The following is a 22057-nucleotide window of genomic DNA, read 5'->3' on the forward strand; positions in this document are numbered from 1 at the left end:
CTTCGTGCTTCCGCGCGGTGTCGACCGCGTCAGTAGTCGCGTGCGATGAGCGACTCGGGCACTTCGGATGCCGCGTCGGCATCGACGAAGAACACCGTGCGCCGGCGGCCCTTGATGCCCGCGACCGGCACCTCGTCGCGGCTGGCGCCGGCCAGTGCGAGACCGAGTGCCGATGCCTTGTCGGCGCCTGCGAGCACCATCCACACGCGCTGCGATGCGTTGATGACCGGCCGGGTGAGGCTGAGGCGCTCGGGCGGCGGCTTCGGCGAGTTGCGCACGGCGATGACGGTGCGGTCGGTCACCTGGATGCCGGAGCGGTGCGGGAAGAGCGAGGCGATGTGCCCGTCGGGGCCCACGCCGAGGAAGGTGATGTCGAAGATCGGATGCGACAGGCCGTCGACGCCGTGCGCCGAGAGTTCTGCGGCGTAGACCTCGGCCGCCGTGTCGAGGTCGATCCCCGAGTCGGAGGCGGGGAACGGGTGCAGGTTCTCGGCCGGCAGTTCGAGCCCGCCGAGGAATGCGACCCGGGCCTGCTCGTCGTTGCGCTCGGCGTCGCCGGCGGGCAGCCAGCGCTCGTCGCCCCACCAGAAATGCACGCGCGACCAGTCGATCGAGGTGTGCGCGGGCGAGGAGCCGATCGACTGGAGCACGGTGCCTCCCATCGATCCGCCGGTGAGCACGACGTGCGCCACGGCCTGGGTGTCGAGGATGTCGAGGAGCTTCGTGATGAAGCGCGCTGCGACGGAGCCCGCGAGCGATGCCTTGTCGGGGTGCACGAGCACGCGTCGTTCGTTGGTCATTCAGTGCCTCCCTGGCCGCGGGCATCGAGGAGTTCGAGCCCGCGGGTGATGACCTCACCGTACAACTCGTCGGGGTCGAGGCGGCGGAGCTCGTCGGCCAGACAGTCGCGGAGGTTGCGACGCGGCAACGCGAGATCGTGCCGAGGCTGGCCCGGCTGGCGGAGCGTCGCGATGCCGGGGACGTCGCGGATCAGTTCGATCGAACCGCCCTCGCGCTCGAGGCTCACGCCGTGGATGCCGTGGTACCCGGCCTCGGGTCCGGCGAGTTCGTACTCCGTCGGCGCGTTGAGCTGCAGGCGCAGCCACGCCGCCAGCAGGGTGGTCGACGGCGAGTCGACTGCGCCGCTGACGCGCACTCGCGTCACGGGTTCGTAGGGGGGCTGGTCGAGCACTGCGGCGAGCTGCGCGCGCCAGAGCGTCAGCCTCGTCCACGCGAAGTCGGCGTCGCCCGGCGTGTAGTTGCCGGCGAGGGCGCGCAACGCCTCCTGCGGGTCGGGCTGCGCCGAGGCATCCGTGATCCTCCGGTGCGCGATGCGCCCGAGCGGCGAGCGCCCCGGCACCTCGGGTGCTGCGCCGGGCCACCAGGTGACGACCGGCGCATCGGGCAGGAGGAGGGCCATGATGAGGCTCTCCTCGTCGCGAGCTGCGTCGCCGCAGGCGCGGAGCACGATGACCTCGCTCGCGCCGGCGTCGCCGCCGACGCGGATCTCGGCGTCGAGTCGCGGCGCAACCGCCGATGTCTCGGTGCCCGGCTCGGTCGAGACGACGATCACGCGCATCGGGTGCTCGCGCGAGGCGTCGTTCGCGGCCTCGATCGCCTCTTCTTCGACGCCGGGAGTGGTGGCGATCACGAGGGTGAGCACGCGGCCGAGTGCGACGACGCCGCCCTCCTCGCGGATCTTCACGAGGGCCTTCGAGACCTGACTGGTCGTCGTGTCGGGCAGATCGACGATCATGGGCGTCTCCAGCTTCGTCCGTCGCGTTCGAGGAGTTCATCGGCGGAGGCCGGGCCCCAGGTGCCGGGTCGGTACTGCTCGGGCTGGCCCTGCGTCGCCCAGAACTCCTCGATCGGGTCGAGGATCTTCCAGGAGAGCTCGACCTCCTCCTGCCGGGGGAAGAGCGGCGGGTCGCCGAGCAGCACATCGAGGATCAGCCGCTCGTAGGCCTCGGGGCTCGCTTCGGTGAAGGCGTGGCCGTACCCGAAGTCCATCGTGACGTCGCGAACCTGCATGCCGGCTCCCGGCACCTTCGAGCCGAAGCGGATCGTGACGCCTTCATCGGGCTGCACGCGGATGACGAGCGCGTTCTGGCCGAGCTGCGAGGTCTGGCTGTCGGCGAACACCTGCTGCGGTGCGCGCTTGAAGACGACCGCGATCTCGGTGACACGTCGGCCGAGGCGCTTGCCCGCCCGCAGGTAGAACGGCACGCCCGCCCAGCGGCGTGTGCCGATGGTGAGCTTCATGGCCGCGTAGGTCTCGGTCGTCGATTCGGGGTTCATGCCGTCTTCGTCGAGGAATCCGATGACCTTCTCGCCGCCCTGCCAGCCTCCGGCGTACTGGCCGCGGGCGGTGCCCGTCGCGAGGTCGTCGGGAAGGCGGACCGCCGCGAGGATCTTCTCCTTCTCGGCACGCAGGTCGCCGGCCTCGAACGAGATCGGCTCCTCCATCGCGGTGAGGGCGAGCAGCTGCAGCAGGTGGTTCTGGATGACGTCACGCGCAGCGCCGATGCCGTCGTAGTACCCGGCTCGACCGCCGACGCCGATGTCTTCCGCCATCGTGATCTGCACGTGGTCGACGTAGTTCGCGTTCCAGATCGGCTCGTAGAGCTGGTTCGCGAACCGGAGCGCCAGGATGTTCTGGACGGTCTCCTTGCCGAGGTAGTGGTCGATGCGGAACACCGAGTCGGGCGGGAACACCGACGCGACGACGTCGTTCAGCTCGCGGGCCGTCTTCAGGTCGCTGCCGAACGGCTTCTCGATGACGACGCGCCGCCACTGGTCGCCGCGCTGCTCGGTCAGCCCCGAGCGCTTCAGCTGCTCGGTGACGATCGGGAACGACTTCGGCGGGATCGACAGGTAGAACGCGTGGTTGCCCATCGTGCCGCGTTCGCGATCGAGGTCCTGGACGACCTGGCGGAGCCGGTCGAAGGCCGCGTCGTCGTCGAAGTCGCCGGGCACGAAGCGGATGCCTCGGGCCAGCTGCTTCCAGACGTCCTCACGGAACTCGGTGCGCGCGTACTTCTTGACGGAGTCGTGCACGACCTGCTCGAAGTCCTGGTCGGCCCACTCGCGACGAGCGAAGCCGACGAGGGCGAATCCGGGTGGCAGGAGCCCCCGGTTCGCGAGGTCGTAGACCGCCGGCATCAGCTTCTTGCGCGACAGGTCACCCGTGACGCCGAAGATGATGAGGCTCGACGGACCCGCGATGCGGTTCAGCCGGTAGTCCTTGGGGGATCGGAGCGGATTGTGCTGCGCGGTGATCGCGGCCGGTTGCATCGTTCCTCCGGGATATCAGGCGACGACGTCGAACAGCGTCGCCGTATTGGCCGAGGGGTCGGTGAGCGTGAGCGTGAGCACCGGTCGACCGTGCTCGGCGAGCACGCTCGCGTCGCCGGAGGCCTGGGCTGCGATCAGCTGACCGAAGGTGAACGGGCGATCGGGGATCGCGAGGTCTTCGGCAGGCGTCTGCGTGATCTGCAGGAACGCGCCGACCGCAGGGCCGCCCTTGTGGAACTGCCCGGTCGAGTGGAGGAAGCGCGGCCCCCAGCCGAAGGTCACCGGTCGGCCGGCGCGGGCGGCGAGCAGGCCCCTGAGCCGCTCGAGCTCGGGGTGGGCGACGCGGTCGACGTAGGCCTGGATCGAGAGGTAGCCGTCGGCGGGCAGCTCTTCGAGGAGCACGTCGATGGCCGAGGCGAGGTCGCTCGAGGCGCCGATCACCTCGGCGGTGCCGCGCACCTCGATGCCCTGTTCGACGAAGGCGGCCGGCGTGGGCTCGGGTCGGGCGTCGAGGAGTCCGCGCGCGGCGATCTTCGCCGATTCCACGTCGGGCTGGTCGAAGGGGTTGATGCCGAGGATGCGGCCCGCGACGGCGGTCGCGTACTCCCAGACGAGGAGCTGGGCGCCGAGCGTGCCCGACACGCGGATCTCACCGGAGTCGTCGCGGCCGAAGATCTCGTCGCCCGCGTCGTCGACGATGCGCACGATCTGCAGGTCGGCGAGGTCCTCGCCGAGCTCGGGCGCGTCGACGTCGAGCACGACGGGGAGGAGCCCGGTGCCGTTCTTGCCGGTGGACTCCGCGATCAGCTGTTCGGCCCAGTCGGGGAGCCCGACGATGTGGGTGCCGTCGGCGATGAGGCCGAGCTTGTCGCGGAGGGGCGCCGTCGCCGCGATCGCCGCGCCGAGCACGAGGCCCGGGTTCTCGGGGCTGTCGATGGCGAGCGAGAGCTCGATCGTCTCGGCCTCGTCGAGCACCTCGGAGATGTCGACGCCGGCGAGACCGGAGGGCACGAGGCCGAAGGCGGTGAGGGCCGAGTAGCGGCCGCCGACGTCGGGGTCGGCGTTGAAGACGCGGTAGCCCGCGGCGCGCGCCGACTCGTCGAGCGGCGAGCCGGGGTCGGTCACGACGATGATGCGCGTCGCCGGGTCGATGCCGGCGTCGCGGAAGGCCTGCTCGTAGACGCGGCGCTGGCTGTCGGTCTCGACGGTCGAACCCGACTTCGACGAGACGACGAGCGCCGATGACGCGAGTCGGTCGGCGAGGGCGGAACGGACCTGCCCGGGCTCGGTCGAGTCGAGCACGGTGAGGTCGACGTTCGTCGTGCGCGTGATGACCTCGGGAGCGAGGGAGGAGCCGCCCATGCCGGCGAGCACGATGTGGTCGACGCCTGCGGCTTCGAGTTCCTCGCGCAGAGCCTCGATCTCGGGGACGAGCGGGCGGGAGATCGCGACGGCCTCGGTCCAGCCGAGGCGCTTCGCAGCCTCTGTCTCGGCGTCGGCACCCCAGAGGGATGCGTCCTGCGCGGTGATGCCGCTGGCCACGAGGTCGGCGACGAGTGTCGGCACCGTGCTGCGCACGGCATCGGCTGCGGCTCCGCTCACGGAGATGCGGAAGCTCATCGTGCGGCCTCCAGCGCGCCGCGAACGGTGTCGAGCAACTCGTTCCACGAGACGATGAACTTGTCGACGCCCTCGTTCTCGAGCAGCAGGGTCACGTCGTCGTAGTCGACGCCGACGCGCGCGAGCGCATCGAGCACCTCGCCGGCCTGCACGTAGGCGCCGGTGACGGTGTCGCCCGCGATGACGCCGTGGTCGAACGTGGCCTCGAGCGTCTTCTCGGGCATCGTGTTCACGACGCCCTGGGCGACGAGCTCGGTCACGTAGAGGGTGTCGGGCAGTGCGGGGTCCTTCACGCCGGTCGACGCCCAGAGCGGGCGCTGGCGGTTCGCGCCGGACGCGAGGAGCGCTGCGGCACGCTCGCCGCCGAACTCCTGCTCGAAGAGCTCGTAGGCGAGACGCGCGTTGGCGAGTCCGGCCTTGCTCTTCAGCGCGACAGCCTCATCGGTTCCGATCGCGACGAGTCGCTTGTCGATCTCGGTGTCGACGCGCGAGACGAAGAACGAGGCGACCGAGTGGATGGTCGACAGGTCGATGCCGGCGGCCTTGGCCTGCTCGAGTCCCGCGAGGTACGCCGCGATCACTTCGCGGTAGCGGTCGAGGCTGAAGATCAACGTGACGTTGACGCTGATGCCGGAGCCGATCGCCTCGGTGATCGCGTCGAGGCCCTCAGCGGTCGCGGGGATCTTGATCATGGCGTTCGGGCGGTCGACCTTGGCCCAGAGCGACTTCGCCTCGGCGATCGTGCCGGCGGTGTCGCGGGCCAGACCGGGGGAGACCTCGATCGAGACGCGGCCGTCGAAGCCGTTCGAGCGGTCGTAGACGGGGCGGAAGACGTCGGCGGCGGCGCGCACGTCGTCGGTCGTGATCTCGAAGACCGCCGTGTCGACGTCGGCGCCGGCCGCAGCGAGGGTGTGCAGCTGTTCGGCGTAGCCGTCGCCCTTGGCGAGGGCGCCGGCGAAGATCGTCGGGTTGGTGGTGACGCCGACGACGTCGCGCTCGGCGATGAGTCGGGCGAGGTCGCCCGAGGCGATGCGTTCACGAGAGAGGTCGTCGAGCCAGATGCTGACGCCCGCCTCCGAGAGTGCTGCGGTGGGGGAGCTGGTCATGGGAGTGTCTCCTCTTCTGGCGCGCGTCAGGCCGACGCGAGCGATTCCTTCGCGGCGGCGACGACGGCCTCGGCCGTGATGCCGAACTCGCGGAACAGGGTCTTGTAGTCGGCGGACGCGCCGAAGTGCTCGATCGACACCGAGCGGCCGCGCGACCCGAGGTAGCGGTGCCACGAGAGCGCGAGCCCGGCTTCGACCGAGACGCGGGCCGTGACGCTCGAGGGCAGCACCTGCTCGCGGTACTCGGCCGGCTGCTCCTCGAACCACTCGAGCGACGGGGCCGAGACGACGCGTGCGCCGATGCCCTCTTCCGCGAGCGTCTCACGGGCAGCGAGTGCCAGCTGCACCTCTGAGCCGGTGGCGATGAGGATCACGTCGGGCGTGCCCGACGCGGCCTCGGCGAGCACGTACGCGCCCTTCGCCACATTCGAAGCGGCAGCGAGGGTGTCACCGGATGCCTCGGCATCGCCGCGCTCGAACACGGGGATGTTCTGACGGGTGAGGGCGATGCCCGCCGGGGCATCCGTGCGCTTCAGGATCTCGAGCCAGGCGTGCGCGACCTCGTTGGCGTCGGCGGGGCGCACGACCGTGAGGCCCGGGATCGCCCGGAGGGTCGCGAGCTGCTCGATGGGCTGGTGGGTCGGACCGTCTTCGCCGAGGGCGACGGAGTCGTGGGTCCAGACGAAGATCGACGGCACCTGCATGAGCGCGGCCAGGCGCACTGCGGGCCGCATGTAGTCGCTGAAGATGAGGAAGGTGCCGCCGAAGGCGCGGGTCTTGCCATGCAGCACGATGCCGTTGACGATCGCGCCCATGGCGTGCTCGCGGATGCCGAAGTGCAGCACCCGGCCGTAGGGGTTGCCCGAGAACTCGTGCGTCGACCACTCGGTCGGGATGAACGAGGCCGCCCCGTTGATCGTGGTCAGGTTCGACTCGGCGAGGTCGGCCGAGCCGCCCCACAGCTCGGGCAGCACGCCGGCGAGGGCGTTGATGACCTTGCCCGATGCGGCGCGGGTCGACACCTCGGTGCCGCCCTCGAAGACCGGGAGCACCGATTCGACGTCGGCCGGGAGCTCGCCGGCCTCGAGCCGGTCGAGGAGCGCCTTGCGCTCGGGGTTCGCTGCGGCCCACTCGTCGAAGGCGAGCTGCCATTCCGCGTGCTGTGCCGCGCCGCGCTCGACGGCGCCGCGCGTGTGGGAGAGGACCTCTTCGGCGACGACGAAGCTCTGCTCGGGGTCGAAGCCGAGCACCTCCTTCGTCGCAGCGAGTTCGGCAGCTCCGAGCGCGGAACCGTGGATCTTGCCGGAGTTCTGCTTGCCGGGCGACGGCCAGCCGATGATCGTCTTCAGGATGATGATCGACGGCTTCGTCGACTCGCCCTTGGCCGCCTCGATCGCGGCATGCAGCTCGGCCACGTCTTCGACGTACTGGCCCGTCTTCTTCCAGTCGACGGTCTGCACGTGCCATCCGTAGGACTCGTAGCGCTTCGCGACGTCTTCGGTGAAGGCGATGTTGGTGTCGTCCTCGATGGAGATCTGGTTGGAGTCGTAGATCACGACGAGGTTGCCGAGCTGCTGGTGGCCGGCGAGCGAGGACGCTTCGCTCGTGATGCCCTCCTGCAGGTCGCCGTCACCGGCGACGACGTAGACGAAGTGGTCGAACGGGCTCGCGCCGGCCGCGGCGTCGGGGTCGAAGAGGCCGCGCTCGTAGCGGGCGGCGTAGGCGAAACCGACGGCGGAGGCCAGGCCCTGTCCGAGCGGGCCGGTCGTGATCTCGACGCCTGCGGTGTGACCGTACTCGGGGTGGCCCGGGGTCTTCGAACCCCACGTGCGCAGCGACTCGAGGTCGGAGAGCTCGAGGCCGTCGCCCGCGAGGAAGAGCTGCACGTACTGCGTCAGCGAGGAGTGGCCCGCGGAGAGGATGAAGCGGTCGCGGCCGAGCCATGCGTGGTCGGACGGGTCGCGGCGCATGACCTTCTGGAACAGGAGGTACGCGGCGGGCGCGAGGCTCATCGCGGTGCCGGGATGCCCGTTTCCGACCTTCTCGACGGCATCGGCCGCGAGCACACGGGCCGTGTCGATCGCTTGGTCATCGAGAGAATCCCACTGCAGAGTTGCCACGATTGTGCTGTTCCTTCCGGTCGCTGGACGGTGACGGGAACCGATGGCCCCGAGCACCCCTGGAATCGCTTCGGCGCGAATCGTCCGGCGGACGACCTCTGGTCGTTGCACCGGACGGCAATTCGAAAACCGCGCCGTCGGGCGCGCACTGCCAAGTATATGGACTCCTCACGTTTCATGACGGTGACGCGGAGCTCACGCGCACGACGCTCGGTGGTGAGGCCGAAGCGCCGGCGAACCGTGCCGGAGGACGGGCGACACATGTTGTCATAGAATCGACAGCGAGCGTGGCCGTGTTTTACGTGCCCGCGCCCGGAAGAGGAACGATGCAGGCAGCCGTAGAGACCAGAGACCACCGCCCGGCGATGACCGTCCGGCGCAAGCTCTCGGCCTATCTGGCCCTCACCAAGCCGCGAGTGATCGAGCTGCTGCTCGTCGTCACCGCGCCGACCATGATCCTCGCCCAGCAGGGGTTGCCGAGTCTCTGGCTGCTCATCGCCACGCTCATCGGCGGCGCCATGAGCGCGGGCTCGGCCGGTGCGTTCAACTGCTACATCGACCGCGACATCGACCGGGTCATGAAGCGCACGCAGGGGCGCCCGCTCGTGACCGGCGAGCTGACCGATCGCGAGGCGCTCGTCTTCGCCTACGGCCTCGGCATCGCGTCGATCGTCTGGCTCGGCGTCTTCACCAACTGGCTCGCCGCGGCCCTCTCGCTCGGTGCGATCCTGCTCTACGTCGTCTTCTACAGCCTGATCCTGAAGCGCCGCACGGCCCAGAACATCGTCTGGGGCGGCGTCGCGGGCTGCATGCCCGTGCTCATCGGATGGGCCGCGGTCACCGGCGACCTCAGCTGGCCTCCGGTCATCCTGTTCCTCATCATCTTCCTCTGGACGCCGCCGCACTACTGGCCGCTCTCCATGAAGTACAAAGACGACTACGCCGCCGCCGGCGTGCCGATGCTCGCGGTGGTGCGCGGCCGGGCGCAGGTCGGGCTGCAGGTCATCCTCTACGCGTGGGCGACCGTGGCGTGCTCGCTGCTGCTCATCCCGATCGCCGACATGGGCCTCGTCTACTCGACGGTCGCGGTGGTCACAGGCGTCTGGTTCATCTACGAGACCCACCGTCTGTACAATCTCGCGATCCGCCACGAACAGGTCTCGCCGATGCGCGTCTTCCACGGCTCGATCGCGTACCTGTCGCTGCTGTTCCTCGCGGTCGGCATCGACCCGCTGCTGCCGTTCTGACCGGCGCCCCGGCGTCGCGGTCTCCTGCCCGCCGGCCCCGCCCTTCCCGCCGCTGAATCGGAGTTCGCCCTCGGATCGGGTCGATTCGGCGGTACTCGTCCGGGCACGTGCAGATCTCCGATCCCACGGTGTGGACGACGCCGCCTCCAGGCTCGCCCTGCCGGGCGCCGATCACGAGCTCGTCGCCGCAGCGAGGGCGGGAGTGGTGCTCTCCTGCATCACCCAGGCTCGGCGTCTCGGGCTCTGGGTGCTCGCGCACCCTCACCTGCACGTCGCCGCCAACCCGCACGCACCGGTGCCTGCCATCCGTGGCACCGTGCATTGGGCGCAACCGCTGCTGCCGCGGCATCCCGATTCGCTGGTCGATCCGGTCGAGAACGTGCTCGCGGTCGTCGCCGCGTGTCGGCCGTTCGAGGCGGCACTCGCCGTTTGGGAGTCCGCCCTGCGAAAACAGCTCGTCGACCTCGACGGACTCGCTCGCCTTCCGCTGAAGGGGCAGACGCGCGAACTCCTGGTCGCAGCGAACCCGTTCGCCGATTCCGGACTCGAGTCGATCGTCCTGCCCCGCCTCCGTTGGCTCGACATTCGTATCGTGCCGCAGGCCTGGATCGAGGGGCATCGCGTCGACTTCCTGCTCGGTGATCGACTCGTGCTGCAGATCGACGGCGGGCACCACGTCGACGCGCAGCGGATCGACGACAATGCGCATGATGCACTGTTACTGCTGCGCGGCTACCGCGTCATCCGCGTCGGATACCGACAGGTGATCGATGACTGGCCGAGCGTGCAGGACGTCATCGTGCGCGCGGTGGGTCAGAGGCTGCACCTGCGATCGGCATGATCTCGGAGATCTGCGCAGTTGCGGAGCAGATCGGCGGTTGCGGTCCGATGAGGTGCGGAACTCCGAAGCTGCGGCGCTGCAGCGGCTGTCGGGCTTCAGCGAGCGGATGCCTCGACGGGCGAGCCCTCTGCGGACGCGACCTCCGCCGGCACCGGGCGCTTCAGCCGCAGCACCACGATCGTCATCGTGGCCGCCGTGAGGGATGCGAGCACCATGTGCACGCCGACCGCGAGCGGCGGCAGGCCCGTGCGCGCCTGGTAGAGCCCGACACCGACCTGCACGAGCTCGATGGCGAGCAGGGCGATCGACCAGCGGAGCGTCGGCAGCTTCAGCCGCCACGCCGCGATGACGAGCACGAGGGTGAGCGCGAGCAGCGCGTAGCCGGGCCAGGCGTGCACGTGTGCGAGCACGCTCGCGTCGACGCCGGTGCGGATGACATCCTCATCGCCCGAGTGCGGACCCGAGGCGGTGGTGAAGACGCCGACCAGGACCGTCGCCGCGAGGACGGCGCTCGTGATGTGGGTGAGGACCGAATAGGGCTTGGGGACGGCGAGTTCGCGCGTTCCGCCGGGCTCGTACATCCGGGCCAGGAAGGCCGCTGCGATGCAGACGATGACGACCGAGACCGTGTAGTGGAAGCCGACGAGTGCCGCGGCGAGCTCCTGCCAGACCACGAAGGCGCCGACGAGCGCCTGCACGATCACGAGGACGAACACGAGGACGGCGAGCACGAAGAGATCGCGCCGTTCGCGACGGTGCCGCCACACCAGGATCAGCACCCCGGCCGCCGCGAGCAGGAGCGGACCGCTGATCGTGCGGTTCGCGAACTCGATGATGCCGTGGACGCCGAGTTCGGGCGTCGGGATCAGCGAGCCCGGCACGCAGACGGGCCAGTCGCTGCAGCCGAGTCCCGAATCCGTGAGGCGCACTGCGCCACCGGTTGCGATGATCAGCACGTTGAGTACGAACGAGGCCCAGGCGAAGATACGGAGAGTGCGGGTCACGCGGGTCGTTCCTGATCCGGATCGCGCTGTGACGGCACTGGGAGTCCTGCCCGGCGCCTGCCGCGACCCTATAGACTTGAGGGGTTGGTAGGCCCGCCGACCGCGCGAGATCGCGCGCCACGGGCCGCATACCATCTTAGGTTGGCACTAGCGCCACCGGGCACATCATCACCCACTCAACGAGCACCTCGACTCACGAGGGGAATGAGCCGGCCTGATAGCCGGTTTGCACGGGAGGAGAAGAGGGAGAGCATGACGGACGTACTGATCGACCGACCGGAACTCGAAGGACTCGGTACCTATGAGTTCGGCTGGGCCGACTCCGACGCCGCGGGGGCATCCGCCCGACGCGGCATCTCGCCGGAGGTCGTCGCCGACATCTCCGCGCTGAAATCGGAGCCGGAATGGATGCTCCAGCGTCGCCAGCGCGCCCTGCAGCTCTTCGAGCGCAAGCCGATGCCCACGTGGGGCGCCGACCTGTCGGAGATCGACTTCGACAACATCAAGTACTTCGTGCGCTCGACCGAGAAGCAGGCCCAGACCTGGGAAGACCTGCCCGACGACATCAAGAACACGTACGAGAAGCTCGGCATCCCCGAGGCCGAACGCCAGCGCCTCGTGGCAGGTGTCGCAGCCCAGTACGAGTCCGAAGTGGTCTACCACCAGATCAATGAAGAGCTCGAGCGCCAGGGCGTCATCTTCATGGACACCGACACCGCGCTGAAGGAGCACCCCGAGTTCTTCGAGGAGTACTTCGGCACCGTGATCCCCGCCGGCGACAACAAGTTCGCGGCGCTCAACACGGCGGTGTGGTCGGGCGGTTCGTTCGTCTACGTGCCGAAGGGCGTGCACGTCGAGATTCCGCTGCAGGCCTACTTCCGCATCAACACCGAGAACATGGGCCAGTTCGAGCGCACGCTGATCATCGCCGACGAGGGCAGCTACGTGCACTACATCGAGGGCTGCACGGCGCCGATCTACAAGAGCGACTCCCTGCACTCGGCCGTCGTCGAGATCATCGTCAAGAAAGACGCACGCGTGCGCTACACGACGATCCAGAACTGGTCGAACAACGTCTACAACCTCGTCACCAAGCGCGCCACGGCCGCTGAAGGCGCCACCATGGAGTGGGTCGACGGCAACATCGGCTCGAAGGTCACGATGAAGTACCCGTCGATCTTCCTCATGGGCGAGCACGCCAAGGGCGAGACCCTGTCGGTCGCGTTCGCAGGCCCCGGCCAGCACCAGGATGCCGGCGCGAAGATGATCCACATGGCGCCGTACACGCAGTCGTCGATCGTCTCGAAGTCGATCGCCCGTGGCGGCGGCCGCGCCGGCTACCGCGGCGAGGTGCGCATCGACGCGAACGCCCACCACTCGGCGAACAGCGTCGTCTGCGATGCACTGCTCGTCGACACGATCTCGCGTTCCGACACCTACCCGTCGATCGACATCCGCGTCGACGACGTGAAGCTCGGCCACGAGGCCACGGTCTCGAAGGTCAGCGAAGAGCAGCTCTTCTACCTGATGAGCCGCGGCATCGACGAGACCGAGGCCATGTCGATGATCGTGCGCGGCTTCATCGAGCCGATCGCGCGCGAGCTCCCGATGGAATACGCGATGGAACTCAACAAGCTCATCGAGATGGGCATGGAAGGCAGCGTCGGCTAGGAATGACCGATCAGATGACCAGCACAGCTATGCCTACTGCCGGCCAGCACGGCCTCGTCGCGCACTCCGACGGCGCCTTCGTGCCCGTGCAGACCCGCTCCGAGCGGTTCCGCTCGGTGAACGTCGAGGACTTCGCGCCCATCACCGGCCGCGAGCACGAGTGGAAGCTCTCTCCGGTCGCGGCGTTCGCCGACCTGACCGGCGGCGAGCTCGACGGCTCGCGCCTCGCGATCGAGACGACGGATGCCTCGGGCATCTCGTTCTCGTACATCCCGCGCGATGACGCCCGCATCGGCACGGCGGGCACGCCCGAAGAGCGCGCGAGCGCCAACGCGTGGTCGACGTTCGACGAGGCGCTCCTCGTCTCCGTCACCGGCGAAGACGAGAAGATCGCGTTCGTGACCCGCACGGGGCTCGGCGACACGCCGCGCGCCGCGCACACCGTCATCGAGGCCGCGCCGAACAGCCGCGGCTTCGTGGTGCTCGCCGGCACCGGCGCCGCCCGCCTCAGCGAGAACGTCGAGATCATCGTCGGCGCCGGGGCATCCCTCACCGTCGTCTCGCTGCAGGAGTGGGACGACGAGGCCGTGCACCTCTCGAGCCAGTTCGCCCGCCTCGGCCGCGACTCGTTCCTGAAGCACATCGTCGTCTCGCTGGGCGGAAAGGTCGTGCGGGTGAACCCCTCGACCCACCTCGCCGAGCAGGGCGCCGACATCGAGGCCCTCGGCCTGTACTTCGCCGACGCAGGTCAGCACCTCGAGCAGCAGGTCTACGTGCACCACGACGCGCCGCACACCAAGAGCCGCGTGACCTACAAGGGCGCACTGCAGGGCGCAGGCGCGCGCACCGTCTGGATCGGCGACGTGCTCATCGGCAACGCCGCAGTCGGCACCGACAGCTACGAGCAGAACCGCAACCTCGTACTCACCGAGGGCACCCGTGCCGACTCCGTGCCGAACCTCGAGATCGAGACCGGCGACATCGAAGGCGCCGGGCACGCGAGTGCCACCGGCCGCTTCGACGACGAGCAGTTGTTCTACCTCATGGCACGCGGCATCCGCGAAGACGAGGCACGACGACTCGTCGTGCGCGGCTTCCTCACCGACATCGTGCAGAAGATCGGCTCGGCCGACCTCGAAGCCCGCCTCACCGCGGCGATCGAGGCTGAACTGGAAGGTCGCTGACGTGACATCCGTGCGTGTGTGCGCCATCGACGATCTCGCGGTCAACGAAGCCTCGCGCTTCGTGCTCGAGGGCGTCCCGATCGCCGTCGTGAAGGATGCCGCGGGTGATGTCTTCGCCATCGGGGACACCTGCACCCATGGCGACATCTCGCTCGCCGAGGGCTTCGTCGAAGACGACACCCTCGAGTGCTGGGCGCACGGCTCCATGTTCTCCCTCAAGACGGGCAAGCCGCTCACGCTGCCCGCGTACGAGCCCGTCCCGGTCTACCAGGTCGAGCTCAAGGACGGCGACGTCCACATCGATCCCGCGGTCACCCTGACCGTCTGACACACCTTCTCCGGCCCGGAACGGCCGGCAACCGAAAGAGATCATTACGAACATGTCCGTTCTCGAGATCAAGAACCTCCACGTCAACGTCGAGACCGAGCAGGGCACGCGCGAGATCCTGCGCGGCGTCGACCTCGTCATCAACGAGGGCGAGATCCACGCGATCATGGGCCCCAACGGCTCGGGCAAGTCGACGCTCGCGTACACGATCGCCGGCCACCCCAAGTACCAGGTCGTCGAGGGCGAGATCCTCCTCGACGGCGAGAACGTGCTCGAGATGTCGGTCGACGAGCGTGCGCGCGCCGGGGTCTTCCTCGCGATGCAGTACCCCGTCGAGATCCCCGGCGTGACCGTCACGAACTTCCTCCGCACCGCCAAGACGGCGATCGACGGCGAGGCGCCCGCGATCCGCGGCTGGATCAAGGACGTCCGCGAGTCGATGAGCAACCTCAAGATGGACTCGGCGTTCGCCGAGCGCAACGTCAACGAGGGCTTCTCGGGCGGCGAGAAGAAGCGCAACGAGATCCTCCAGCTCGAGCTGCTGAAGCCGAAGTTCGCCGTGCTCGACGAGACCGACTCCGGCCTCGACGTCGACGCGCTGAAGATCGTCTCCGAGGGCGTCAACCGCGCTCACGCGAACACGGGCCTCGGCGTGCTGCTCATCACGCACTACACGCGCATCCTCCGCTACATCAAGCCCGACTTCGTGCACGTCTTCGTCGCGGGCAGGATCGCCGAGCAGGGCGGCGCCGAACTGGCCGACCGTCTCGAGGAAGAGGGCTACGACCGCTACCAGGTCGCGGAGTCCGCGGCCGAAGCCGTGCCGGCCGAATAGGCCGAGAGTAGGATCGAAGCATGGTCACCTCCCTCGCACCCGAGCGCTACGACCAGGTCGAAGAAGCGCTGAAAGACGTCATGGACCCCGAGCTCGGGGTCAACATCGTCGACCTCGGCCTCATCTACGACCTCGGTTGGGACGACGAGAACGATGCCTTGGTCATCCACATGACGCTCACGAGCGCGGGATGCCCCCTCACCGACGTCATCGAGGAGCAGACCGCCGAAGCACTCGACGGCACGGTCGACGCGTTCCGCATCAACTGGGTGTGGATGCCGCCGTGGGGCCCCGAGCGCATCACCGACGACGGCCGCGACATGATGCGAGCCCTGGGCTTCGCGATCTGAGTCGTCGCGAGCCGAGCCGCTCGCTCGAACGACGGATGCCCCGTGCAGCACGCTGCACGGGGCATCCGTCGTCTCAGGCGAGACCGCGGCGCTCGAGGAGCGCCGCGATGTCGGGCTCGCGGCCGAGCAGGCGCCGGATCGACTCCCGCGGATCGCGCGAGCCGCCCGGAGCGAGGATCTCCGCGCGGTATCGCGCGCCGTTCTCGCGAGTGGCGCCGCCGTTCGCCTCGAACCAGGCCATGAGGTCGGCGCCCGGCACCTCGCTCCAGATGTACGAGTAGTACCCGGCGTCGTACCCGCCCGCGAAGACGTGCGCGAAGTAGGTGCTCGAGTACCGCGGCGGCACGAGCGGGTCGTTGAGTCCGGCCGCGGCGAGGGCCCGGTGCTCGAAGTCGGCGACATCGGTGACGGCGTCGGCCTCGGCGGGGGAGAGGCGGTGCCACGCCTGGTCGAGCACGGCAGCCGCGAGGTACTCGGTGGTCGAGAAGCCCTCGTTGAACGTGCGCGAGGCCAGCAGGCGGTCGACGAGCTGTTGCGGCATCCGCTCGCCCGTCTCGTGATGCACGGCGTACTCGCCGAGCACCTCGGGTCGCAGCACCCAGAGCTCGTTGACCTGGCTCGGCAGCTCGACGAAGTCGCGGTACACGTTCGTGCCCGACATCGAGGGGTGGACGACGTCGGACAGCAGGCCGTGCAGCGCATGGCCGAACTCGTGGAACAGGGTCTCGGTCTCGTCGAGCGTGAGCAGGGTCGGCTCGCCCGCCGCCGGTCGGGCGACGTTCATGTTGTTCACGACGACCGGGAGCGTGCCCTCGAGCGTGGACTGCTCGACGAGCGAGCTCATCCACGCGCCGCCGCGCTTCGAATCGCGGGTGTACAGGTCGAGCAGGTACAGGCCGACCGGCGTGCCGTCCTCCTCGGACACCTCGAACACGCGGGTCTCGGGGTGATAGCCGACGAGGTCGGTGCGCTCGACGATCGTCAGTCCGTAGAGCAACTCCGCGGCGCGGAAGACGCCGCGGGTGAGCACCCGGTCGAACTCGAGGTACGGGCGCATCTCGTCGAGGTCGACCGCGTAGCGCTCGCGCCGCACGGCCTCGCTCAGCAGCGCCCAGTCGGATGCCTCGATCGGGCGTCGGCCCTCGGCGACCGCCTGGTCGGCGAGGGCGAGGGCTTCGCGTCGGGCGTTCGCCGTCGCGGCGGGCACGAGCCGGTCGAGCAGCTCGGAGACCGCCTCGGGCGTGCCGGCCGTCTCGTCGACCGTGACCGCGGCGGCGTGGTTGTCGAATCCGAGGAGTGCTGCGCGCCGGGCGCGGAGCCGCACGATCTCGAGGAGCGTCGAGCGGGTGTCGTGGTCACCGCCGCGGCAACCGCGCGACCGTGATGCGGCGAGCAGGCGGTCGCGCACTGCGTCGCGCTCGAGCGAGGCGAGCGGCGGCTGTCCGGTCGGCAGCACGAGGGTGATGAGCCAGCCGTCGAGGTCGCGCGCGATCGCGGCCTCTCGCGCCGCAGAGCGCCGGCCCTCGTCGAGGCCCGAGAGGTCGTCGGGATCGGTCAGATGGAGCGCGAGATCGTTGGCGTCGGCGAGCAGGTGCTGCTGGAACGCTGTCGTGAGCTCGGAGAGGCGGGTGTTGAGCGCCGTCAGTTCGGAGCGCTGCGTCTCGTCCAGGGCGGCTCCGGCGAGCGTCGCCGTGCGGTGGTACTTGTCGAGCAGCTCGGCCGACTCGGCATCGAGCCCGAGCTCGTCGAGTGCGCCCTGCAGTTCGGCGAGGCGTGCGTAGAGGCGGGGATCGAGGCGGATCGCGTCGTGGTGGGCCGAAAGCAGCGGCGCGAACTCCACCTCGAGGGCATCGATCGCGGCGTCGCTGTCGGCCGAGCTCGTGTTCTCGAACACGGGGAGCACTCGGCGGAGCAGCTCGCTCGAGCGTTCGAGGGCGACGACGGTGTTCTCGAACGTCGGCGCCGCGGCATCCGTCGCGATCGCCTCGATCGCCCGACGCTGCTCGCGCATTCCCGTCTCGATCGCCTCCCGATAGTGCTCCGGACGAATGAGGGCGAAGAGCGGAAGCCGGTAGGGCAGCGGGCTCGGCTCGAGGAACGGATTGGAATGCTCGGTCATCCGTCCACCGTAGTTCGCTGTCACACGAGTCGGCATGAGCCTAGGCTCGGAACATGAGCACCGAACGCACCGAACACGGTCTCCGAGACGCCTATACGCACGGCCATCATGCGAGCGTGCTGCGCACGCACTCCTGGCGCACGGTCGAGAACTCGGCCTCCTACCTCGTGCCGTATCTGCACGAAGGAGCCCGCATCCTCGATGTGGGCAGCGGCCCGGGCACCATCACGATCGACCTCGCCCGGCGCGTGCGCCCCGGAACGGTGCTCGGCATCGACGCCTCGGCCGATGTGGTCGCCGCGGCGACCGGACTTGCCGAGAGCGAAGGGGTGGCGAACGTCGAGTTCGCCGTCGGCGACGCCTACGCGCTCGACTTCGACGACGACACCTTCGACGTCGTGCACGCCCACCAGGTGCTGCAGCACCTCGCGCGGCCCGTCGACGCGCTGCGGGAGCTGCGCCGCGTCACGAAGCCCGGCGGAGTCGTCGCCGCCCGCGACGTCGACTACGGCGGCGTGATCTGGAACCCCGCCTCTCCGGGCCTCGCCCGGTGGCTGGAGCTGTACCGCGCCGTGCACGAATGGAACGGCGGCGAGCCCGACGCCGGGCGGCACCTGAAGAGCTGGGCGCGCGAGGCCGGGTTCGCCGACATCGCCGCCACCGGCGCCGTCTGGGTCTTCTCCACCGCACTCGAACGCGAATGGTGGGGCGGGGCGTGGGCCGAGCGCGCCACCGAGTCGCAGTTCGCCGCCCACGCGATCGAGTCGGGTCATGCCGACGTCGACGAGCTCCGCGGCATCGCCGATGCCTGGCGGGCCTGGGCGGCCGACGACGACGGCTGGCTGCTCATGCCGCACGGCGAGATCATCGCGCGGGTCTAGCGCCGGCGCCGAGCTCCGGGCACCGGGCACCGGGCACCGAGCGTCAGACGCTTGTGCGACCGAGCCCGGCCTACCAGTCCTCGTCGGCGTCGTGCGCGTCGACGATCGTGTCGCGAACGACCGTGCCGTCGTCGAGCTCGGCGATCGGCCGTCCCTCGAGCCAGGTGAGGGTCCAATGACGGTTCGCCCCGTCACCGGCGAACGCCGTCTCTGCTGCCGCGATGCGCTCGCGCAGCTCGCTCGGCACGCTGACCGGCGGCTCGGAGCCGAACGCCCACCGCGTGCCGAGTCGCATCAGGCGTCCATCTCGTAGGTGACCCAGCTGGTGCGCTTGGCGAGCTGGTCGTAGACCTGCTGCGCCGGTGCGTTGTCGTCTGCGGTGATCCAGCTGACCCCGCCCTGGCCGATCTCGGCCGCCCGTGCGTGCACGAACTCGATGAGCGATCGTCCGATTCCGGACCCTCGTGCACTCTCGTCGACGTACAGGTCGTCGAGGTACATGCCCCGGGTCGCCGTCAGCGAGTTCGGCACCGCCCGGTAGTGGGCGAGCCCGACCGGGCGCCCCTCTTCGTCGACGGCGAGTGCGGCCTGCAACGGCTCGGACTCGTCACGGATCCAGTTCCAGACGATGAGCGCCTTGGCGTCGTCGAGCTCGGTCTCGTAGAAGCGGCAGTACGCCTCGAACAGCGGCAGCCATCCGAAGAAGTCGTCGTCACCGGCCGATCGGATCTCGTAGTTCATGGTTCCCCCTATTCCGACGGCGCCTCGAAGACGACGTCGCGGACTTCGAACGACTCGGCTTCGACGAAGCCGAGCTCGGCGATGCGCCCCACCGCACGCAGATCTGATGCGACCGATTCCAGCAGCGAGATCGTCGCTGCGGGCGCTGCGATCACGGCACTCGCGACTGGCGTCTTCTGCGACGCCTTCGCATCGGTCTTGGCCCGTCGGATGCCGGTGAGCGCGAGGCCCGCGAGCTCGAGGAGCTCGACACCGGCTTCGCCACGGGCGGCGAGCTCGTCGACGTTCGGCCACGATGCCACGTGCACCGAGCCCTCGTGCGACCAGCGCCACGCCTCTTCGGTCGCGAACGGGATGACGGGTGCGAAGAGACGGAGCAGCACGTCGAGTGCCGTCTTCAGCGCCGCGACAGCCGAGGCCTGCTCAGGGCTGGGCTCGCCGTAGGCGCGCTCCTTCACGAGCTCGAGGTAGTCGTCGCAGAACGTCCAGAAGAACGTCTCGGCGAGCTCGAGGGCTCGTGCGTGGTCGTAGGCCTCGAGCGAGCGGGTCGCCCGCTCGACGACCCCGGCGAGCTCGGCGAGCATGCTGCGGTCGACCGGCACGGTCACCGGGGCATCCGCGCTGCCGTCGAAGCCGAGGATGAACTTCGCCGCGTTCAGCACCTTGATGGCGAGGCGACGGCCGATCTTGACCTGCGTCGGGTTCTGCGGGTCGAAGGCCGCGTCGGTGCCGAGGCGCGAGGATGCCGCCCAGTAGCGCACCGCGTCGGAGCCGTGCTGGTCGAGGAGCCCGGCGGGCGTCACGACGTTGCCCTTCGACTTCGACATCTTCTTGCGGTCGGGGTCGACGATGAAGCCCGAGATGGAGGCGTTCGCCCACGGCGCCACGCCGTGCTCGAGCTCGGCGCGGAGCGTCGTCGAGAACAGCCAGGTGCGGATGATGTCCTGACCCTGCGGGCGCAGCGAGTACGGGAAGACGAGGTCGAAGAGCTCGGGGTCGCGCTCCCAGCCGCCCGCGAGCTGCGGGGTCAGCGACGAGGTCGCCCAGGTGTCCATGACGTCGTGCTCGCCGATGAAGCCGCCGGCCTCGCCGCGCTGCGACTCCTCGAAGCCGGGCGCAGCCGCCGACGACGGGTCGACCGGCAGCATCTCGCGGGTCGCGACGATCGGCTCGTCGAACTTCGGGTCGCCGGCGGCGTCGAGCGGATACCAGACGGGGATCGGCACGCCGAAGAAGCGCTGACGCGACACGAGCCAGTCGCCAGACAGGCCGCCGACCCAGTTCTCGTAGCGCACGCGCATGAAGTCGGGGTGCCAGTCGATCTCGCGGCCGTGCGAGAGCAGTCGCTCGCGGAGTGCCTCGTCGCGAGCGCCGTTGCGGATGTACCACTGGCGAGTCGAGACGATCTCGAGCGGCTTGTCGCCCTTCTCGAAGAACTTGACCGGGTGGGTGATCGACTTCGGGTCGGCGAGGAGGTCGCCCGAGTCGCGGAGCTGCTGCACCACGGCCTGCTTCGCCGAGAAGGTGGTCTTGCCGGCCAGCTCGGCGAACGCCGCCTTGCCCGCCTCGGAGGTGATGACGTCGGGCGCCTCGGCGATGACACGGCCGTCGAAGCCGATGATCGCGCGGTTCGGCAGGTCGAGCTCGCGCCACCACACGACGTCGGTGATGTCGCCGAACGTGCAGATCATCGCGATGCCCGTGCCCTTGTCCTTCTGGGCGAGGTGGTGCGCGAGCACCGGCACCTCGACACCGAAGACGGGCGTCGTCACCGTGGTGCCGAAGAGCGGCTGGTAGCGCTCGTCGTCGGGGTGGGCGACGAGGGCGACGCACGCGGGGATGAGCTCGGGACGGCTCGTCTCGATCTCGATGACGCCGCCGTCGGGGCGGTGGAACGAGACGCGGTGGTAGTGGCCCGGCTGCTCGCGGTCCTCGAGCTCGGCTTGGGCGACCGCGGTGCGGAACGTGACGTCCCAGAGGGTCGGCGCGAGCGCCTGGTAGGCCTCGCCGCGCTCGACGTTGCGCACGAAGGCGAGCTGCGAGGCGAAGAGCGACTCGTCGCCGATGGTGCGGTACGTCTGGGTCCAGTCGACCGAGAGGCCGAGCTGGCGCCAGAGCGCCTCGAACTGCTGCTCGTCTTCGACGGTCAGTCGCTCGCACAGCTCGATGAAGTTGCGGCGGCTGATCGGCACCTGGTCGGCGGCCTTCGTGGACTTGCCGTCGCCGCCCTCGAACGGCGGCACGAAACCCTCGATGTAGGCGAGGGTGGGGTCGCAGCGCACGCCGTAGTAGTTCTGCACGCGACGCTCGGTGGGCAGGCCGTTGTCGTCCCAGCCCATCGGGTAGAAGACGCTCTTGCCGCGCATGCGCTGGAAGCGCGCCACGACGTCGGTGTGCGTGTACGAGAAGACGTGGCCGATGTGGAGCGAACCCGAGGCCGTCGGCGGCGGGGTGTCGATCGAGTAGATGCACTCGCGCGTCGCCGTCTTCCGGTCGAACCGGTACGTGCCCTCGCGCTCCCAGGCGCCTCCCCAGACCGATTCGAGGCCTTCGAGAGCGGGCTTGTCGGGAATGCGCGCGGTGTCGGTCATGATGCTCCGGTTCGATATCGGCGGCACCGTGTCGGTGGTGAGGTGCCTGAATGTGCGACGATCCAGCCTACCGGAGGACGGGCCGGGTGCCCTGCTGGACGGCGCCGCCGCGCGCCGCGCGCCGT

Annotated in this window: 19 protein-coding genes; 8 read left to right on the forward strand and 11 right to left on the reverse strand. The window is 69.3% G+C overall.

Going from position 1 to position 22057, the window contains the following annotated elements:
- Positions 1–29: 29 nt before the first annotated feature.
- From pgl to tkt, 6 genes are read right to left on the reverse strand one after another with little or no spacing between them, the layout of a single operon-like run.
- Complete coding sequence (gene pgl, locus BUR99_RS03695) at positions 30–800, reverse strand: 6-phosphogluconolactonase (protein ID WP_074258966.1); 771 nt, start codon at positions 798–800, stop codon at positions 30–32.
- A complete protein-coding gene (locus tag BUR99_RS03700; protein WP_074258967.1) occupies positions 797–1756 on the reverse strand; it encodes a glucose-6-phosphate dehydrogenase assembly protein OpcA in 960 nt (319 codons plus the stop codon). The genes pgl and BUR99_RS03700 overlap by 4 nt, the downstream gene beginning before the upstream one ends.
- Positions 1753–3294, reverse strand: coding sequence for a glucose-6-phosphate dehydrogenase (gene zwf, locus BUR99_RS03705; RefSeq protein ID WP_074258968.1), 1542 nt, complete (start codon positions 3292–3294; stop codon positions 1753–1755). Before zwf ends, BUR99_RS03700 begins: the two co-directional genes overlap by 4 nt.
- 15 nt (positions 3295–3309) lie before the next feature.
- Entirely contained in the window at positions 3310–4914 is a 1605-nt protein-coding gene (locus BUR99_RS03710; protein WP_074258969.1) for a hypothetical protein, read from the reverse strand.
- The gene (tal, locus tag BUR99_RS03715) at positions 4911–6020 is read right to left on the reverse strand and encodes a transaldolase (RefSeq protein WP_074258970.1); all 1110 of its coding nucleotides are present in this window, start codon (positions 6018–6020) and stop codon (positions 4911–4913) included. Before tal ends, BUR99_RS03710 begins: the two co-directional genes overlap by 4 nt.
- Before the next feature lie 26 nt (positions 6021–6046).
- Positions 6047–8140 (reverse strand): transketolase, encoded by a 2094-nt coding sequence (tkt, locus tag BUR99_RS03720; RefSeq protein WP_074258971.1) that lies wholly within the window; start codon positions 8138–8140, stop codon positions 6047–6049.
- A 326-nt stretch (positions 8141–8466) separates the two neighbouring features.
- On the opposite strand from tkt, the gene BUR99_RS03725 reads away from it, so the two are divergent.
- Complete coding sequence (locus BUR99_RS03725) at positions 8467–9387, forward strand: heme o synthase (RefSeq protein WP_074258972.1); 921 nt, start codon at positions 8467–8469, stop codon at positions 9385–9387.
- A 130-nt stretch (positions 9388–9517) separates the two neighbouring features.
- A complete protein-coding gene (locus BUR99_RS03730; RefSeq protein WP_234980720.1) occupies positions 9518–10228 on the forward strand; it encodes an endonuclease domain-containing protein in 711 nt (236 codons plus the stop codon).
- A gap of 95 nt (positions 10229–10323) precedes the next feature.
- Here the strand turns inward: BUR99_RS03730 and BUR99_RS03735 are convergent, their stop codons facing one another.
- On the reverse strand, positions 10324–11232 hold the full coding sequence (locus BUR99_RS03735; RefSeq protein ID WP_234980721.1) for a COX15/CtaA family protein: 909 nt from the start codon (positions 11230–11232) through the stop codon (positions 10324–10326).
- Positions 11233–11484: 252 nt separating this feature from the next.
- Between BUR99_RS03735 and sufB the strand changes: the two genes are divergently transcribed.
- The 5 genes from sufB to BUR99_RS03760 are packed head-to-tail and all read left to right on the forward strand — an operon-like array spanning position 11485 to position 15600.
- The gene (gene sufB / locus BUR99_RS03740; RefSeq protein ID WP_074258973.1) at positions 11485–12903 is read left to right on the forward strand and encodes a Fe-S cluster assembly protein SufB; all 1419 of its coding nucleotides are present in this window, start codon (positions 11485–11487) and stop codon (positions 12901–12903) included.
- A 14-nt stretch (positions 12904–12917) separates the two neighbouring features.
- A complete protein-coding gene (sufD, locus tag BUR99_RS03745; protein WP_234980722.1) occupies positions 12918–14087 on the forward strand; it encodes a Fe-S cluster assembly protein SufD in 1170 nt (389 codons plus the stop codon).
- A 1-nt stretch (position 14088) separates the two neighbouring features.
- The gene (locus tag BUR99_RS03750; protein WP_056650583.1) at positions 14089–14415 is read left to right on the forward strand and encodes a non-heme iron oxygenase ferredoxin subunit; all 327 of its coding nucleotides are present in this window, start codon (positions 14089–14091) and stop codon (positions 14413–14415) included.
- A gap of 52 nt (positions 14416–14467) precedes the next feature.
- Positions 14468–15250, forward strand: coding sequence for a Fe-S cluster assembly ATPase SufC (sufC, locus tag BUR99_RS03755; protein ID WP_056650582.1), 783 nt, complete (start codon positions 14468–14470; stop codon positions 15248–15250).
- Between the two features lie 20 nt (positions 15251–15270).
- Positions 15271–15600: a metal-sulfur cluster assembly factor gene (locus BUR99_RS03760; protein ID WP_074258975.1), complete on the forward strand. Its 330-nt coding sequence runs from the start codon at positions 15271–15273 to the stop codon at positions 15598–15600.
- Positions 15601–15673: 73 nt separating this feature from the next.
- Here the strand turns inward: BUR99_RS03760 and BUR99_RS03765 are convergent, their stop codons facing one another.
- Positions 15674–17719, reverse strand: a complete 2046-nt coding sequence (locus BUR99_RS03765) for a M3 family metallopeptidase (RefSeq protein WP_074258976.1) — start codon at positions 17717–17719, stop codon at positions 15674–15676.
- A 53-nt stretch (positions 17720–17772) separates the two neighbouring features.
- Here BUR99_RS03765 and BUR99_RS03770 point away from each other — a divergent pair, with 53 nt between their 5' ends.
- Positions 17773–18600, forward strand: coding sequence for a methyltransferase domain-containing protein (locus tag BUR99_RS03770; RefSeq protein ID WP_074258977.1), 828 nt, complete (start codon positions 17773–17775; stop codon positions 18598–18600).
- 70 nt (positions 18601–18670) lie between these two features.
- Here BUR99_RS03770 and BUR99_RS03775 read toward each other — a convergent pair whose 3' ends face one another.
- Genes BUR99_RS03775 through valS form a run of 3 tightly spaced genes read right to left on the reverse strand, consistent with a single transcriptional unit; the run spans position 18671 to position 21932 of the window.
- Positions 18671–18895 (reverse strand): hypothetical protein, encoded by a 225-nt coding sequence (locus tag BUR99_RS03775; protein ID WP_074258978.1) that lies wholly within the window; start codon positions 18893–18895, stop codon positions 18671–18673.
- Positions 18895–19341, reverse strand: a complete 447-nt coding sequence (locus BUR99_RS03780) for a GNAT family N-acetyltransferase (protein WP_074258979.1) — start codon at positions 19339–19341, stop codon at positions 18895–18897. Before BUR99_RS03780 ends, BUR99_RS03775 begins: the two co-directional genes overlap by 1 nt.
- 8 nt (positions 19342–19349) lie before the next feature.
- Positions 19350–21932 carry a valine--tRNA ligase gene (valS, locus tag BUR99_RS03785; RefSeq protein ID WP_074258980.1) on the reverse strand — a complete coding sequence of 861 codons (2583 nt, stop codon included), beginning with the start codon at positions 21930–21932 and terminating at the stop codon, positions 19350–19352.
- Positions 21933–22057 lie beyond the last annotated feature (125 nt).

This window comes from Agromyces cerinus subsp. cerinus, assembly GCF_900142065.1.
In the GTDB taxonomy this organism is placed as follows: domain Bacteria; phylum Actinomycetota; class Actinomycetes; order Actinomycetales; family Microbacteriaceae; genus Agromyces; species Agromyces cerinus.